Genomic DNA, 15,957 nt, shown 5'->3' on the forward strand with positions numbered 1-15,957 from the left:
GTTCAGGGAGCCGCTATGTCCGCCACCGTGCTCATCGTGGATGACGATCCGGTCCAGCGGCGCCTGGCCGAGGCGGCCGTGCGCCGTTTCGGCTTCGAGGCGCGGATCGCCGAGACGGGCGCGGACGCGCTGAGCCTTCTGAGATCCGAGGGGGCGGATGTCGTGCTCCTCGACCTCGTCATGCCGGGGCTCGACGGGCTGGGTGTCCTGGCCGAGATGCGCAAGAGCGGCCTCGCCACGCCGGTCATCGTCCAGACCTCTAACGGGTCCATCGACACGGTGGTCAGCGCGATGCGGGCCGGCGCGGTGGATTTCGTGGTCAAGCCCGCGGGCGCGGAGCGGCTCCAGGTCTCGATCAAGAACGCCCTGCGGGTCGACACGCTCGAGGAGGAGGTGCGCCGCATGCGCCGCCGCGCCTCCGGGGCGCTCACCTTCAAGGATCTCACCTCGAAGAGCCCCGACATGGAGCGGGTGATCCGCCTCGCCGAGCGGGCCGCGAAGTCGAACATCCCGGTGCTGATCGAGGGCGAGTCCGGCGTCGGCAAGGAGGTCCTGGCCCGGGCGATCCAGGGCTCGGGCGACCGGCGCGGCAAGCCGTTCGTGACGGTCAATTGCGGGGCGATCCCGGAGAACCTGGTGGAATCCACCCTGTTCGGCCACGAGAAGGGGGCGTTCACCGGCGCTACCGAGAAGCACGCCGGCAAGTTCGTCGAGGCCTCGGGCGGGACGCTGTTCCTCGACGAGATCGGCGAGTTGCCCCTCGACGCGCAGGTCAAGCTGCTGCGCGCCCTCCAGGAGGGCGAGGTCGATCCCGTCGGCGGCAAGCGCTCGGTGCGGGTGGACATCCGGCTCGTCTCGGCGACGAACCGGTCGCTGCTCGACCTCGTGAAGCAGGGCAAGTTCCGCGAGGACCTCTATTACCGCCTCAACGTCTTCCCGATGACGCTGCCCCCCTTGCGGGCGCGCCGCGAGGACATCCCGGATCTCGTCCGCTCGTTCTGCGCGCGGTTCTCGGCCGAGGAAGGCAAGCGCGTGCGGGCGATCAGCCCGGAGGCGATGGCCCTGCTCACGCGCTATCCCTGGCCGGGCAACGTCCGGCAGCTGGAGAATGCCCTGTTCCGCGCCGTGGTGCTGGCAGACGGCGACGAACTGACTGTCTCCGAATTCCCGCAGATCGCCGCGCAGGTCGAAGGCTTCGACGTCCGGATCCCGGCGGCGCCGGTCCAGCCGCAGATGCCGGCCTACGCCCCCGAGCCGGTGCGCGAGATCGTCCGCGTCGAGGTCCGCGATCCGCACGCCATGTCGCTCGTCGCCGAGGAGACCGGCGAGATGAAGCCGATGGACGTCCTCGAAGCGGAGATCATCCGCTTCGCGCTCCAGTTCTACCGGCAGCGGATGTCGGAGGTCTCGCGCCGCCTCGGCATCGGCCGGTCCACGCTCTACCGCAAGCTCAAGGATCTGGGCCTGGAGGACGACGCTAAAACCGAGGATGCGGCCTGATCGTGCGCGGCGTGCGCTAGCGCACCGCGCGCATTCGTTTCGGCAACGGTCAGTGAAATTCTCGGCCCTGCTGCACCTGGCCGGCAGATCATTGAGCGGATCGTAAGCTGAGCGGTATCAGAAATGACACATTCATCTGCAGGACCAGCCTTCTATTCGCGATAACTGCGGTTGCTGAAAGCCACGCTTGCGCGGATAATCACAATCTGAGCGTGCGGTCCTGCCGCCGCACCCCGGGAGATTACGATGCGCGTCCCGCGCTCCAGCCTCATCGCGCTGGCCGCCCTCCTCGGCGGCACGCTGGCCCCGGCCGGCTCCCCCCGTGCCGCGACGGCCGCACTGGACCAGCCGACCGCCGATGTCCCCGCAGCCCCGGCCGTTGCCTCGCCTGCGCCGGCCGCGCCCGCGCAGGCGGATCCGGGGGCGCCCGCCACGACGGCCCTGCCCGACTACAAGCCGGAGGCGCCGGCGGCCGAGCCGGCCCCGGCCCCCGCCGCCGCGGTTCCGGTCGCCCCGACGGACCCGCTCGGCGCGGCGGTCTTCGCACGATTCGCGGATCCCGCCCCCCTTCTGCTGCGTCTCACCGGCAAGGAGCGCGACGCGATCCGGAGCTTCTACGAGGCCCGCAGCTTCAAGCCGCTCTGGATCTCCGGCGGAGCCTGGACCGACGCCGCGAAGGCGGTCTCGGCGCGGCTGGCGGCCGCCGCCGAGGACGGTCTCGAACCTCGCGCCTACACGGTCCCGACCCTCGCCGATAAGCCCGACGAGAAGGCGGTCGCCGACGCCGACCTGCGCCTGTCCGCGGCGGCGGTGCTCTATGCCCGGGATGCCCGCGGCGGCCGGATCAACCTGGCCTCCATCTCGCGGCTGATCACCCCGCACCTCGATCTTCCCGCCGGGAACGACGTCCTGGCGAAGCTCGACGAGGCCGGCGCGAAGGCCGGCGAGGCGCTGCAGGCCTACAATCCCGCAACCCCGGGTTACCTGGCGCTGAAGGCGCGGCTCGCCGCCCTGCGCGGACCGGCGCCGACCGCCGTCAAGCCGCTGCGCCTCCCGGCCGGGCCGGTTCTCCGCGTCGGCATGCGCGATGCCCGCGTCCCGCTGCTGCGGGCGCATTTCAACCTCGAGAACCGTCCGGCCGCGACCCTGGACAAGGGTCCCGGCGAACCGGAGGAGTACGATTCGGGCGTGGCCGACGCGGTGGCGAAGTTCCAGCGCGGCCGCGGGCTGCCGGGCAACGGCACCCTGAACGTCCAGACGGTCCTGGCCCTCGCCGATGCCGGCCGCACGGCGCGCCCGACGGGCGGAGAGGCCGAGCTCATCGTCAACATGGAGCGTTGGCGCTGGCTGCCGGGCGACCTCGGCTCGGATTACATCTTGGTCAACGTGCCGGAATATCGCCTGCGCGCTTACCGGGGCGGCGTCATGCGCGACGAGGCGCGGGTCATCGTCGGCAAGCCGGAATCGCGCACGCCGCTGTTCTCCGGGATGATGGAGTACGCGGTCGTCAACCCGTCCTGGTACGTTCCGCCCTCGATCCTGAAGACGATGGCGCCGAAGCTCGCCGGCTACGGCGGCAAGACCTGGGGCGGCTACGAGGTCGTCCGTCGCGGCGGGCACATCTCGCTGCGCCAGCCCCCGGGGGAGCGCAACGCCCTCGGCTTCATCAAGTTCATGTTCCCGAACCAGCACGCGGTCTACCTGCACGACACGCCGAACCGCTCGCTGTTCTCCGCCTCGAAGCGCGATTTCAGCCACGGCTGCGTGCGCGTCGACGATCCGTTCCGCCTCGCCGACGTGGTGCTGCCGAACTGGTCCGAGGACCGGTTGAAGAAGCTGATCGGCAAGGGTGAGCGCACGATCCGGCTGCCGGAGAAGCTGCCGGTCCACCTCGCCTACTTCACCGCCTTCGTGGACGACGGTGGCACCTACCGCACCCTGCCGGACCTCTACGGCTACGACGCGCCGATGCGCGCGGCCCTCGGGCTGCCGGGCGGTGGCGGGCCTGCGATCGCCCGGCTGCCGGACGAGCCGCCGCGGCGCAAGGCCGAGCGCGCTCCCAAGCCGCCCGCGACCCGGACGGTCCATCGCCGCGCCCCCGAGCGCCCGCTCGCGGGTGCTGACGCGTGGCCGACCGGACGCTACGAGGAGGCGGACGCGCCGCGCCGCCCCCTGCGCCGCGCCGCCCGGGCCGACAGCGCGCCGGAATACGGCGAGCCGGGTCTCTGGACGCCCGCGCCGCAGCAGGCGGCGCCGCGCGGGTGGTGGTAGTCCACCGGCTCCACCAGCAACTTTCGCGTGCGAGGCCGCACAGCCGGGCACGTTTTCGCCACGGTCGAGCCTTAGCCGTTTCGGTCGCGAACCCGGTTCAACAGGCGTCGGGTCAGGCTGTCGGGAGAGGATCAGGACCGTCGTGCCCAGTCTCCCGCGCGCCCTTCGCCATCTCACCCTCGCCCTATCCGGCCTGGTGCTCGGACTGATCGCCGGGACGGCCGAGACCGAGGACGCGGTCGCCAACGGCGACACGCGCTCCCTGACGATCTATCACACGCACACGCAAGAGAGCGCGACCATCACGTTCAAGCGCGATGGCCGGTACGACCGCGCGGCCCTCGAGCAACTGAACTGGCTCCTCCGCGACTGGCGGGTCAACGAGCCGACCAAGATGGACCCGCGGCTGTTCGATACGGTCTGGGAGGCCTATCGCCAGGTCGGTGCGACCCAGCCGATCCACGTCGTGTCGGCCTACCGGTCGCCGGGCACCAACGCGATGCTGCGCCGCCGGTCCAAGATGGTGGCCGAGTACAGCCAGCACATGCTCGGCAAGGCGATGGACTTCTTCCTGCCGGACGTGTCGATCGACCGGATCCGCGAGGTCGGTCTCCGGATGCAGCGCGGCGGCGTCGGCTGGTATCCCCATGCCGGAACGCCCTTCGTACACCTCGACGTGGGGTCAGTGCGCATGTGGCCGCGCATGACCCACGATCAGCTCGCCCGGCTGTTCCCGGACGGCAAGACCGTGCTGCTCCCGAGCGACAACCGCCCCTTCCCCCGCTACGAGGAGGCCAAGGCCGAGATCCTGGCCCGTGGCGGCACCGTGGCGGGCCTCACGACGCAGATGGCCAGCGGCGAGGAGGAGGACGGGCCCGGCCTGTTCGGCTTCCTGGCCAGCCTGTTCGGCGGCGGACGGTCCGCGCCGGAGCCCGCGCCGATGCCGGCCCCGGTGGAGACGGCGAAGCGAGCGCGGCGCGCGCCCGTCGTCGCCGTGGCGAGCGCCGATCCGCAGGATCCGGTGGGCGCGCGCGCGGCCCTCGCCTACGCGGCGCCAGCGGCCGACGACGCCCTGCGCGGCTCGCTGGCGGAGCGCGCGCAGGCGAAGGGTGTCGAGTCCAAGCCCGCCGACGCCAAGTCGCTCCTGACCGCCAGTCAGCCGGTTGCCGTCGACGATACGGTGACCGCCGTCACGGCACCGCTCCCACCGCGGCGCCCCACCGATATGGCCGCCGTCGCGGCGAGCCTGACCATGCCGCTGCCGCCGCCGCGTCCGGTGCAGTTCGCGGCGCTGGAGCGCGGGATGGCCAACCTCGCGCCCGCGGGCGAGATCCGCGCCCTCGACAAGCCGGCGGCACCGCTCTCGGCGCGCGCGCGCGCTCTCGTGGCGCCGGACGCGGACGCGAAGGCACAGCTGCGGGCCCTGTTCGATTCCGTCTCGGCCGGTCCGGGCGCGGCCCCGGCGAGCCGGGCTGTTCCCGTGCACGTGGCCACCACGCGGCTGCGCGGCACCGCGCCCGATGCGGTGGTCGGCGCGGCGCCCGACCGGGTCACGACGCGGTTCAGTCCCCGCAGCCCGGGCGACGATCTGCCCAGCCGTTTCACCGGCTCTGCCGCGCGCCCTGTCTCAGGGGCGCGGTGAACCGCGCGGCGCGTTCAGAGCACCCGCCGTCGAAGCTGCGAAGCTGCGAATCGGCCGTGTCCCGTGGGTCGCACGGAGTGACCGGCGAGCTCAGCGCAGGGGCTTGGAGAGGTTGACCGCCAGCGCGCCGACGAGCGTGGTCGCGTAGCTGTCCTCCTGCGTCGCCGAGATGCGCTCCGCCTCGTTGCCGCTATTGGCCGCGACGGACATCATCAGCATCACTGCCGTGACGAGACCGCCGAGACCGGCGACGAGGGCGAGGTAGGCGCGAACGGCGACGCTGGGGACGGACGCGACCGCTCCGGTCTCGGCGAGGCACAGCGGCGATGGGCTGTGAGACATGGCGGCCGACTCTGACGGGCGATGCTGAACCCGACGCGGGCCGATAAGGCGCACATCGGGTGTACCCATTCAACCGAAGAACGCCTCACGAGGAGGCGAGTTCGACCGAAAGGCGAGTTTTTCCACTGATCCTCGTCCGGACGGTTGATAGCCGAAAGGGGGACGCGCTCGGCGCCCCCCGGACCGGCCTCAGCCTTCCTTGCCGGCGACCTTGCCCAGCGCTGCCTGGGCGGCCGCGAGCCGGGCGATCGGCACCCGATAGGGCGAGCAGGACACGTAATCGAGCCCGACCTCCTGGCAGAAGCCCACCGAGGCGGGGTCGCCGCCGTGCTCGCCGCAGATGCCGAGCTTGATCTCCGGACGCGTCTTGCGGCCGCGCTCCACGCCGATGCGCACCAGCTCGCCCACGCCCTCCTGATCGATCGTGATGAACGGATCGGCCGGCAGGATGCCCTTCTGGGTGTAGGGCCCCAGGAAGGTGGCGGCGTCGTCGCGGGAGATGCCGAGCGCCGTCTGCGTCAGGTCGTTGGTGCCGAAGGAGAAGAACTCCGCGGTCTCGGCGATCTCGCCGGCCTTAAGGGCGGCGCGCGGCAGCTCGATCATCGTGCCGACTTGGTAGTCGAGGGTCGCGCCCTTCTCCTCGGACACGGCCCTCGCCATGGCGTCGATGCGGGCCTTCACGATGTCGAACTCGGCGCGGGTGAAGACCAGCGGCACCATGACTTCGGGCGTCACTGCCTGGCCGGTGTCCGCGGCAGCCTGGACGGCGGCCTCGAAGATGGCTCGGGCCTGCATCTCGGCGATCTCCGGGAAGGCGATCGCCAGGCGGCAGCCGCGGAAGCCGAGCATCGGGTTATGCTCGGAGAGCTCGCGCATCCGATGCCGGATCTTCTCCTCGGAGACGCCCGTCGCCTTCACGACTTCGGCGACCTCGGCGTCGGTGTGCGGCAGGAACTCGTGGAGCGGCGGGTCGAGCAGGCGGATCGTGACCGGCAGGCCGGACATGATCGTGAACAGCTCCAGGAAGTCCTGGCGCTGGTAGGGCAGGATCTTCGCCAGCGCCGCGCGGCGGCCCTCGGCGTCGTCCGCCAGGATCATCTCGCGCACCGCGATGATGCGGTCGCCCTCGAAGAACATGTGCTCCGTGCGGCAGAGGCCGATGCCCTCGGCGCCGAAGTTGCGGGCGGTGCGCGCATCGGTCGGGGTGTCGGCGTTCGCCCGGACCTTCATGGCCCGGAACGCGTCCGCCCACTCCATCAGCGTGGCGAAATCGCCGGAGAGCTCGGGCTCCAGCATCTTCACCTCACCCTGGATCACCTGACCGGTGGAGCCGTCGATGGTGATCTTGTCGCCGGCCTTCAGCGTCGTGCCTCCGACCGTGAGGGTCTGCGCCTTGTAGTCGATCCGGATCGAGCCGACGCCGGAGACGCAGGGCTTGCCCATGCCGCGCGCGACGACGGCCGCGTGGCTGGTCATGCCGCCGCGGGTGGTGAGGATGCCCTCGGCGGCGTGCATGCCGTGGATGTCCTCGGGCGAGGTCTCGATCCGCACCAGGATGCACTTGCGCTCGGCCTTGCGGTGCGCCTCCGCGTCCTCGGAGTTGAACACGATCTCGCCGGTCGCCGCGCCGGGCGAGGCCGGCAGGCCGGAGGCGATGACCTTGCGCTCGGCCTTCGGGTCGATCGTCGGGTGCAGGAGCTGATCGAGGGCGCCGGGCTCGACGCGGCCGATCGCCTCCTCGCGGGAGATCAGCCCCTCGCCCGCCAGATCGACGGCGATGCGCAGGGCGGCCTTGGCCGTGCGCTTGCCGTTGCGGGTCTGGAGCATCCAGAGCTTCCCCTTCTCGATGGTGAACTCCATGTCCTGCATGTCACGGTAATGCGACTCCAGGATCCCGTAGATCCGGGTCAGCTCCGCGAAGCTCTCGGGCATGGCCTTCTCCATCGAAGGCTTGTCGCTTCCGGCCTCTTCCCGCGCCTTCTCGGTGATGTTCTGCGGCGTGCGGATGCCCGCCACCACGTCCTCGCCCTGCGCGTTGATCAGGAACTCGCCGTACAGCGCCTTCTCGCCGGTGGAGGGATTGCGGGTGAAGGCGACGCCGGTGGCCGAGGTGTCGCCCATGTTGCCGAACACCATGGCCTGCACGTTGACGGCCGTGCCCCAGCTCTCCGGGATGTTGTTTAGCTCCCGGTACTTCTTCGCGCGGGGAATCATCCAGGAATTGAACACGGCGCCGATCGCGCCCCAGAGCTGGTCGTCCGACCCCTGCGGGAAGTCGGAGCCGTGCTCGTCGCGCACGATCTTCTTGTAGGTCTGGATTAGGGTCTTCCAGTCGCCGGCGCCGAGCTCGGTGTCGAGGTCGAAGCCCTTGCCTTCCTTGTACTGCTCCAGCGCCTCCTCGAAGGCGTGGTGCTCAACGCCGAGGACGACGTTGGAGTACATGGTGATGAAGCGGCGATAGGAATCGTAGGCGAAGCGCTCGTCGTCGGCCTCCTTGGCGAGGGCCAGGACGGTCTCGTCGTTGAGGCCGAGATTGAGCACCGTGTCCATCATGCCGGGCATCGAGGCCCGGGCGCCCGAGCGGACCGAGACGAGCAGCGGATTGGTCGAGTCGCCGAACTTGCGGCCGGTGAGCGCGCCGACCTGCGCGAGCGCGGCCGAGACCTGGTCCTTCAGCTCCGGCGGGTAGGCCTTGCCGTGATCGTAGAAGTAGGTGCAGACCTCGGTGGTGATGGTGAAGCCGGGCGGGACGGGCAGGCCCAGGTTGGACATCTCGGCCAGATTGGCGCCCTTGCCGCCGAGTAAGTCGCGCATCTGCGACTTGCCCTCCGCCTTGCCGTCGCCGAAGGCATAGACCCACTTCGCGCTGCCGGTCGCCATGTCGATCCCGTCCGTATCTGGTGCCCGGCGCCGGCCGAGCTGATGGGCGGGGTTGGACCATCCCGCAACGCAACGCAAGATGAACGCGCGATGGCCCTGTGCGTGCGTGGCTGACGGGTTCGACGGTCTGTCAGGCCCGCGACCCCACGGTGCGGGCGCAACCCCTCAATGCAGGATTCCGAGCCCGATCACGCCGACGACGATCAGGTAGATCGCGACGATGTAGTTGAGCAGCCGCGGCATCACGAGGATCAGGATCCCGGCCAGGATCGCGATCAGCGGCTGGAGGTTCGAGATGGTGATGGTCACGGGCGCCTCCGCAGGGCCGAGCTTGGCCGCCGGTATCGACGCCCCTACCTCACGGAGGTTCCCTGTAGCTTGAGCGGAGCGGCCGGTCGGTCCGGCCGCTCCGGGCCCGATCAGGGCTTCGGCGTCGGGGTCTCGGTCCCGGGGATCGGGTCCTTGGCCTCGCCGGTCGGCAGGCTCACGGCGATCGTCGGGCGCGACAGCTCCGGATAGGGTTCGATCACGTTGGCGCCGTTGAGCGGCTTGTTGGCGCCGTTGTGGCAAGTGGCGCAGTTGATCTTCGGCGCGTCGCCCAGGATCCCGAGCCGGTTGCGCGGGAATGTCGAGGTCAGCGGCTCCATGTAGTCCTGGTTGAGGTCACGCACCATGCGGATGCCGTACCAGGCATGGACGCGGTTGGGCGTGCTGGTGTCCCACTGCGCGACCGAGCGGGTGTTGTGGCAGAAGGTGCAGTTCACCCCGAGCGACTGCGACATGCTGATCATGATCGCGAAGGTCTTCTCCGCGTCCTGGATCGGCTTGCCCTTCGTCTCGGGCAGCGCCGTGGTCGCGTTGACCCGGACCGCGTCCTCCGACGTCTCCTTGTGCTGGTAGAAGGCCTGATAGACGTCGTACGGCAGCGAGGTGTTGCCGACTTCCGCGGAGGCCAGGTTCTGGCTGTTGTTGCGCGGGATGAAGCGCCCCGCCCCCTGAACCGGGTGGTCGAACCAGATATTGGCCGGCACCGGGTTGCCGCGGTGGCAGGTGTAGCAGGTCACCCCCGCCTGATGGACGTGATTCTCCTTCCACGTGGCGTTGATGTACTGCGTCATCTGGATCATGCGGCGGGCGACGCGCTTCTGGTAGAGTTCGTCGGACGCCATGTTCTCGGTGCTGTGGCAGTAGGTGCAGCCCTGCTGCGGCGCGACCCACTCGGTGATCGACACCATCAGACGGTTGAACTGCTCGGCCGAGAGATCGCCTAGAACTTGGACGTTCTGATAGACGGCCGAGGCCTTGTCGCCGCCCGCCTCGGCCGGATCGGCCGGCGCGGGCGCCCTGTTGGCGTCCGACAGCGCCTCGTTGCCGGCTCTTGTGCGGATCAGGTCCATCCCCGTCCCGCGGAAGCCGGTCTGCTTGTTCGCCATCGGCGGATGGGTCCAGCCGGCGCCGCCGAACATCGCGATGGTGAGGAAGAGGGCCAGCGCCCCGCCGGCGACCGCCAGAATCGTCTTCATGACGGCCTCCTCACGGCTTCATGCCGGGTGCGAGATGGGCGGGATCCACGATCGGGCCGTAGACCTGCGGGTAGGAGGGCGCGACGCCGTGCTTGACGGCCCAGAGGTACCAGTTGTCGACCACGGTCCCGGTGAGCAGGATGCCGATGCCGCCGGTCAGCGTCGTCAGCACGGCGAACCACCACGCCCAGCGGTGGATCGACTCCATCGTGGCGTTGAAGCCCATGGTCCAGCGCCAGAACAGGGCGGCGCGCTCGGTGGCCGTGCCGCGGTCGACGATCTGGTCGATCTCGCGCTCCGCGCCGTAGCGCGAGCAGGCCAGGATCGTGCCCCCATGCATGGCGAACAGCAGCGTCGATCCGTAGAGGAACGTGATCGAGAGCATGTGGAACGGGTTGTAGAACAGGTTCCCGTAGCGGAGCGAGAAGGCCGCGGTCCAGTCGAGGTGCGGGAAGATGCCGAAGGGCACGGCTTCCGACCACGAACCCATCAGGAGCGGCCGGATGAAGCCGAGGACGAGATAGAGCCAGATGGCCGACGCGAAGGCCCACGGCACGTGGGTGCCCAGCCCGAGTGCCCGCGCCCGCCGGTAGAGGTGAACCCACCAGAGCAGGATCGAGGCCGTCAGAAAGAAGCCGGCGATGAGCCACCAGCCGCCCTCGTTGAGGGGCGGGAGCACCTTCAGCCCGTATTTCGGCAGGGGCGGCTCCAGGGCCAGCCACGGCAGCTGCCGGACGAACTGGACCGGATCCCAGTTCACCGACGCCCACATGTTGAGCCCGATGATCTCGAAGGCGATCAGGCCGCAGGTGATCGACAGCGCCGCGATATAGCCGATGTAGATCGGTCCGACCTGGCTGTTGCCGATGAGCCCGAACAGGTAGCTGTTGAACGGCTTGCCGACGCGGTCGTCGACCGCCACCGGGACGCCGTGCTCCGGTACCAGCGGGCGCACCTGAACCTGCGTGAAGATGTTCTGGTAATAGGCCATGGCCTGCCCTCCCCCGGAGTGCCGCGCACCGAGCGGCGGCGACCCGCGTTAGTCCCCTCGTTCCGATCCCGTGCGATCAATCATCGCCACACCGGCAGGTTGAGCCACCAGCCCCACCATTGCGGCCAGCCCTGCGTCCAGAACGGCCCGCTGATGACGATGCAGACCGCGCTCCAGAATCCCGCCGACAGGGCCAGGAACAGGCCGAGGCGGTGAACGCCGAGCGTGCCGATCGAGTAGCCGATCGTGTCGCGGAAGAACGTGTCCTCGTGCTCGGGCGTCTTGACGGTCTCGCCCTTCTTCGGATTGGTCGCCGACAGGATCAGGCCGCCGTGCATCGCCAGGGCCAAAGTCGTCGTGAAGAAGAACGTCACGGCCAGCATGTGGGCCGGGTTGTAGTGGAAGTGGAGATACTGGTAGCCGGTGTTGGACACCCAATCGAGGTGACTGAGGATGCCGTACGGGAAGCCGTAGCCCCAGGCGCCCATCAGCAGCGGCCGGATCACCACGAGGGTGAAGTAGGCGAAGATCGCCATCCCGAAGGCCACGGGCACGTGGTAGCCGATGCCGAGCTTGCGACAGATCTCGACCTCGCGCAGCGCCCAGCACACGAACGAGCCCAGCGCGCACATGGTGATGATCTGCCAGAGACCGCCCTCCTTGAGCGGCGCCAGCCGCAGGCCGTAGCTGATGTCGGGCGGCGCGATGTTGATCTGCCAGACGTTCCAGGTCGGTCCGATCGCCGCGCCGTAGATGACGAGCGCGGTGCCCAGTACCGTGAAGAACATCCCGACCACGCCGAAGAAACCGACGAAGAACGGCCCGACCCAGAAGTCGAACAGGTCGCCGCCGAGCAAGGTGCCGCCGCGGACCCTGTATTTGCGCTCGAAGCTCAGCATCGCCATGGCGGCTGCTCCTCAGTCAGGCCGGAGAAGAGGAAGGAAGGGTGACCGCGGCCCTCGCGCGCCGCGGTCCGGACCGGCGGTCAGGCCGGCATCTGCGGCAGGGCGAGCGTGATGGTATTCTCCGCCGCCTTGTTGTTTCTCGGGCCGTCCAGCCAGTTGAACCGGTCGGTCGAGAGCAGGATGAAGTGGATCAGCAGCGCCAGGATGAAGAGGAAGGTGAACAGAGCCACCAGCGTGCGCCGCGGATCGAAGAGCAACCAAACCTTGTGCATCCGATCCTCCTCAGCCGATCATCGTGACGAGGGCGTGGGCCGCGTCGCGGACGCCCTCGAGAGAGGCGTAGCCCTGCGGTCCGGGGAGCCACGGACGCCACAGCCAGACGAGGATGTGGGCGACCACGGCGATCGCCGTGAAGATGAGGAAGCTCGTCAGGAAGATCGCGTGGAACTCCTTGGCTTCCGGTTCCGTCAGCCCGGACAGGCTGCTCGGTCTCTCTGTTGTGACGGGTCCACTCGCCATCGTTCAGACCTCCGTGTGTTGGCCGCGCCTCTGGCGAGACGCGACGGGTTCAGCCGCGATGCCTCTCGGCGATCACGGCCCGACTTCCCCCGCGTGACCGGACGGAAGCGTCTCGCTCAGGGGCGTGTCAGCCCATGAAGGCGAAGGGGATCGCCTGAACCGCCATGGCGCGGGCCTCGCCGAAGACCGAGCGGCGCGCCGGCGTCAGGCCCGGGCGGGCCGTCTCGCGGCTCGGCCGGAACCGGTTCAGCGCCGCGGCGGCGAGGAAGAACGGGTAGGTCGCCGCCAGGATCAGTCGGAACTGGACCGCCTCCTGGTGCTGGCGGCCGGTCGGGACCATCGTTCGCATCGTCAGGTCTCCTCTGGGTGAAACAGAAAGGCGGCTCATGCGGGGGCTCCCGCGACGAGGGCGGCCCGGGCGCGCGCCACGTGGGTGGGCGCCACGGCGGCGGCCTCGGTGTCGCGGGCGGCCCGCTCGGCGGCGTCGCGCAGGCGCTTGGCGGCGGAGATGCGGGCGAGCACCGGCTGGGCCTCGACCAGGGCGTCGAGCGCCTGCCGGGCGGCCTCGTCCCACGGCAGCTCGGCGTGGCGCCGGGTCGGAGTCGCCTCGACCTTGTCCATGTCGCGGGCGAGCGGCAGGATGTGGAAGAGGGTGTCGAACAGGGCGTTGCAGACCTCCTGAACCAGGTAGGTCGCCCCGGCGTAGCCCATGAACGGCGTGCCGGTGTGCCGCCGGATGATCGCGCCGGGGAAGGAGGCCGGGACGTAGGCCGCCCGGGCCCCGGTCTCGGCGAGGTACATCCGCTCGTTGAACGAACCGAACAGCACCAGGGGCGGCCTGGCCGCGACGGCGGCGCGGACCGCGGCGTTGTCGGGCTTCAGCCCGGCCGAGCGCCCGAAGGCGAAGTGGCAGGGCAGGCCCATCTCGTCTTCGAGGAAGTGGCGAACGCCGCGCGCGTAGGTCTCGGTGGCGACGATGCCGAAGCTCGCGGTGCCGAAGAAGTCCTGGGTCACCGAGCGCCAGAGATCCCAGACCGGCTTGATGGTCGTGTGCCGCTCCCGCTCGATGAACGGCTCGGGATCGAGGCCCAGGATCTCGCCGAGCGAGCGCAGGAACTTGGTCGTCGAGAGGATGCCGATCGGCGCCTGCAGGTAGGGCCGCCCAAGATCCTCGCAGAGCAGCCGGCCGAACTCCCGGTACAGGCAGATGTTGGCGTCGGCGTTGACGAGCTTCGGCACGTCGGCGAGGTGCGCGCCGAGGGGGAAAGTCAAGTTCACCTCGGCGCCGATCCCCTCGACCAGTCGGCGGATCTCGGCGAGGTCCGAGGGCATGTTGAACGTGCCGTAGGCCGGGCCGATCAAGTTCACCCGCGGCTTCTCGCCGGGCTTCTTCTCGGGCCGGGCCGGGATGCCCTTCTTGGCGAATCTCTTGGCGCCGTATTCCTGCCAGAGCCAGCGCATCGCCCGGTCGGCGGCCTGCCACTGGTCCTCGTCGATGGTGCGCGGCAGGAAGCGCTGGAGGCCCGTGCCCTCCGGCGTCACGCCGCCGCCAATCATCTCGGCGATGGAGCCGGTGACCACCACGCTGGGCTGGCCCGGATCGAGGGTCGCGTGGGCGCGCTTCATCGCGCCCTCGGTGCCGTGGCGGCCGAGCTCCTCCTCGGCGAGACCGGTGACGACGATCGGCAATTCGTGCGGCGGCAGCGCGTCAGTGTAGTGCAGCACCGAGGTGACCGGCAGGTTCTCGCAGCCCACGGGGCCGTCGATGACGACCTGCAGGCCCTTGATCGCCGTGAAGACGTAGACCGCGCCCCAGTAGCCACCGGCCCGGTCGTGATCGAGGATCAGCATCAGGCCATCTCCCCGATCGGCGTCTTGGGGCCCTCGATCTTCGGTCCCTGGCGCTTCTGCGGCACCTCTTGCCAGACGCCGGCGGCGTGTCCGGTGCCGACGCCTTCGAAGAAGTCGCGCATGGCGTCGAACCGCGCCCTGTTGCCCAGCGCCGCGTTGATCACCGTGGCGAGCGAGCCCGCGCCGGCCGCACCCATCAGCGGGCGCGCCGAGATCAGGTTGGTGAAGTAGAGCGCCGGGGTGCCGCGCTCCTTGGCCCGCTGCACCACCGGCGTCGTGCCGATGGCGAGATCGGGCTTCAGCGACTCGAAGGCGTAGAGATCGTCCTCCAGCGAGGCGCGGTAATGCACCTGCGTGCCGCGGGCCTCCAGCCAGTCGCGATCCGCCTCTGACCAGGGCGTGCGCGGGCAGGCCGTGCCGACGTAGGGAACCTCGGCGCCGCTCTCGACGAGGAGGCGCGCCACGAGCAGCTCCGACCCCTCGTAGCCCGAGAGCGTGATCCGACCCCTGATCGGCATCGCGCCGAGCGCCCCGCGGATGCCGGGCAGGATCGTGTTCTTGGCCGCCTCGACGGTTGCCCGCGCGACCCCGCAGGCCTCGCCGATCCGGTCCAGCCAGTCGGCGGTGCCGTCAACGCCGACAGGGGCCGAGCCGACGATCGGGCGGCCCGCCGCCTCGAACTCGCGGATCGAGGCCGTGTAGAACGGGTGGATCGCCGCCACCGCGGCGCAGTCGAGGGCCGCGTAGAGTTCGCGCCACTCGCGGGTCGGCACCACCGGGCCGGCAGACAGCCCCAGCGGCTCCAGGAGCGATCCGATCACCACCGGATCGGCCGGGAAGACCTCGCCGAGGAGCGCCACGCTGGGGCGCTCGGAACGGCCACCGCGCGGCGCCGCAACGGGGCCCTGCTCGGCTTCCGAGCGCGCGACCTTCAGCATCGCGCCGGCCAGGACGTCCTTGGCCTCGGCGTGGGTCGGCACGCCGAAGCCCGGCACGTCGATGCCGATCACCCGGACGCCGTCGATCTCCTTCGGCAGCAGGCGCAACGGCACGCCGGACGCGGTCGGGACGCAGAGGTTGATGACGACGACGGCGTCGTACTCCTCCGGCTTCGCGGTGGCGTGGACCGCCTCGCGGATGTCCTCGAACAGCTTGCCGGTGACGAGCGTCTCGGAGTTGAACGGCACGTAGCCGACGCTGCGCCGCGCGCCGTAGAAGTGCGACGTGAAGGTCAGGCCGTACACGCAGCAGGCCGAGCCCGACAGGATCGTCGCCGTGCGCCGCATGCGCAGTCCGACGCGCAGCGAGCCGAAGGCCGGGCACATGCTCTGCGGCTGGTCGTGCGGTCCCTGCGGATAGTCGCTGCGGAGCTGCGCCAGGGTCTCCGACATGCCGGCGGCCTCGGCGGCCGCCACCATCGCGTCCTTGCCGGCGTGGCAGCCCAGGCCGTCGCTCTGCGCGGCGGCCAAGTCGACGTTGGCCGGCGCCTGGCGGGCGCGGAGATCGGCGATGTCGAGGGAGACGGCCATGCGC

14 protein-coding genes are annotated in these 15,957 nt (G+C 70.0%); 3 read left to right on the top strand and 11 right to left on the bottom strand.

Annotated elements, in window-relative coordinates; genetic code table 11:
* The first annotated feature begins 15 nt into the window (after positions 1-15).
* From BKE41_RS14960 to BKE41_RS14970, 3 genes are all read left to right on the top strand, one after another.
* Complete coding sequence (locus BKE41_RS14960) at positions 16-1,500, top strand: sigma-54 dependent transcriptional regulator (protein WP_012319757.1); 1,485 nt, start codon at positions 16-18, stop codon at positions 1,498-1,500.
* 246 nt (positions 1,501-1,746) lie between these two features.
* Positions 1,747-3,771, top strand: a complete 2,025-nt coding sequence (locus tag BKE41_RS14965; protein ID WP_058606810.1) for a L,D-transpeptidase family protein — start codon at positions 1,747-1,749, stop codon at positions 3,769-3,771.
* Positions 3,772-3,913: 142 nt separating this feature from the next.
* Complete coding sequence (locus BKE41_RS14970) at positions 3,914-5,413, top strand: DUF882 domain-containing protein (protein ID WP_070999709.1); 1,500 nt, start codon at positions 3,914-3,916, stop codon at positions 5,411-5,413.
* A gap of 90 nt (positions 5,414-5,503) precedes the next feature.
* Here BKE41_RS14970 and BKE41_RS14975 read toward each other — a convergent pair whose 3' ends face one another.
* The 11 genes from BKE41_RS14975 to bchY form a co-directional block, all read right to left on the bottom strand.
* Positions 5,504-5,755: a hypothetical protein gene (locus BKE41_RS14975; RefSeq protein WP_012319760.1), complete on the bottom strand. Its 252-nt coding sequence runs from the start codon at positions 5,753-5,755 to the stop codon at positions 5,504-5,506.
* A gap of 189 nt (positions 5,756-5,944) precedes the next feature.
* Positions 5,945-8,635 carry a pyruvate, phosphate dikinase gene (ppdK, locus tag BKE41_RS14980; protein WP_070999711.1) on the bottom strand — a complete coding sequence of 897 codons (2,691 nt, stop codon included), beginning with the start codon at positions 8,633-8,635 and terminating at the stop codon, positions 5,945-5,947.
* Positions 8,636-8,800: 165 nt separating this feature from the next.
* Positions 8,801-8,944 (bottom strand): DUF3096 domain-containing protein, encoded by a 144-nt coding sequence (locus BKE41_RS30335; protein WP_012319762.1) that lies wholly within the window; start codon positions 8,942-8,944, stop codon positions 8,801-8,803.
* A gap of 110 nt (positions 8,945-9,054) precedes the next feature.
* Positions 9,055-10,158 carry a photosynthetic reaction center cytochrome PufC gene (gene pufC, locus BKE41_RS14985; protein WP_043073917.1) on the bottom strand — a complete coding sequence of 368 codons (1,104 nt, stop codon included), beginning with the start codon at positions 10,156-10,158 and terminating at the stop codon, positions 9,055-9,057.
* A 10-nt stretch (positions 10,159-10,168) separates the two neighbouring features.
* On the bottom strand, positions 10,169-11,149 hold the full coding sequence (pufM, locus tag BKE41_RS14990; protein WP_012319764.1) for a photosynthetic reaction center subunit M: 981 nt from the start codon (positions 11,147-11,149) through the stop codon (positions 10,169-10,171).
* A gap of 80 nt (positions 11,150-11,229) precedes the next feature.
* Positions 11,230-12,054 carry a photosynthetic reaction center subunit L gene (gene pufL / locus BKE41_RS14995; RefSeq protein WP_012319765.1) on the bottom strand — a complete coding sequence of 275 codons (825 nt, stop codon included), beginning with the start codon at positions 12,052-12,054 and terminating at the stop codon, positions 11,230-11,232.
* Positions 12,055-12,134: 80 nt separating this feature from the next.
* The gene (gene pufA, locus BKE41_RS15000; RefSeq protein ID WP_012319766.1) at positions 12,135-12,326 is read right to left on the bottom strand and encodes a light-harvesting antenna LH1, alpha subunit; all 192 of its coding nucleotides are present in this window, start codon (positions 12,324-12,326) and stop codon (positions 12,135-12,137) included.
* Positions 12,327-12,336: 10 nt separating this feature from the next.
* Positions 12,337-12,573 carry a light-harvesting antenna LH1, beta subunit gene (pufB, locus tag BKE41_RS15005; RefSeq protein ID WP_012319767.1) on the bottom strand — a complete coding sequence of 79 codons (237 nt, stop codon included), beginning with the start codon at positions 12,571-12,573 and terminating at the stop codon, positions 12,337-12,339.
* 127 nt (positions 12,574-12,700) lie between these two features.
* Positions 12,701-12,922, bottom strand: coding sequence for a hypothetical protein (locus tag BKE41_RS15010; RefSeq protein ID WP_012319768.1), 222 nt, complete (start codon positions 12,920-12,922; stop codon positions 12,701-12,703).
* A 35-nt stretch (positions 12,923-12,957) separates the two neighbouring features.
* Positions 12,958-14,424: a chlorophyllide a reductase subunit Z gene (gene bchZ / locus BKE41_RS15015; protein ID WP_024829699.1), complete on the bottom strand. Its 1,467-nt coding sequence runs from the start codon at positions 14,422-14,424 to the stop codon at positions 12,958-12,960.
* Entirely contained in the window at positions 14,424-15,953 is a 1,530-nt protein-coding gene (bchY, locus tag BKE41_RS15020; protein WP_012319770.1) for a chlorophyllide a reductase subunit Y, read from the bottom strand. The genes bchZ and bchY overlap by 1 nt, the downstream gene beginning before the upstream one ends.
* Positions 15,954-15,957 lie beyond the last annotated feature (4 nt).

The organism is Methylobacterium sp. C1 (assembly GCF_001854385.1).
GTDB lineage: Bacteria > Pseudomonadota > Alphaproteobacteria > Rhizobiales > Beijerinckiaceae > Methylobacterium > Methylobacterium radiotolerans.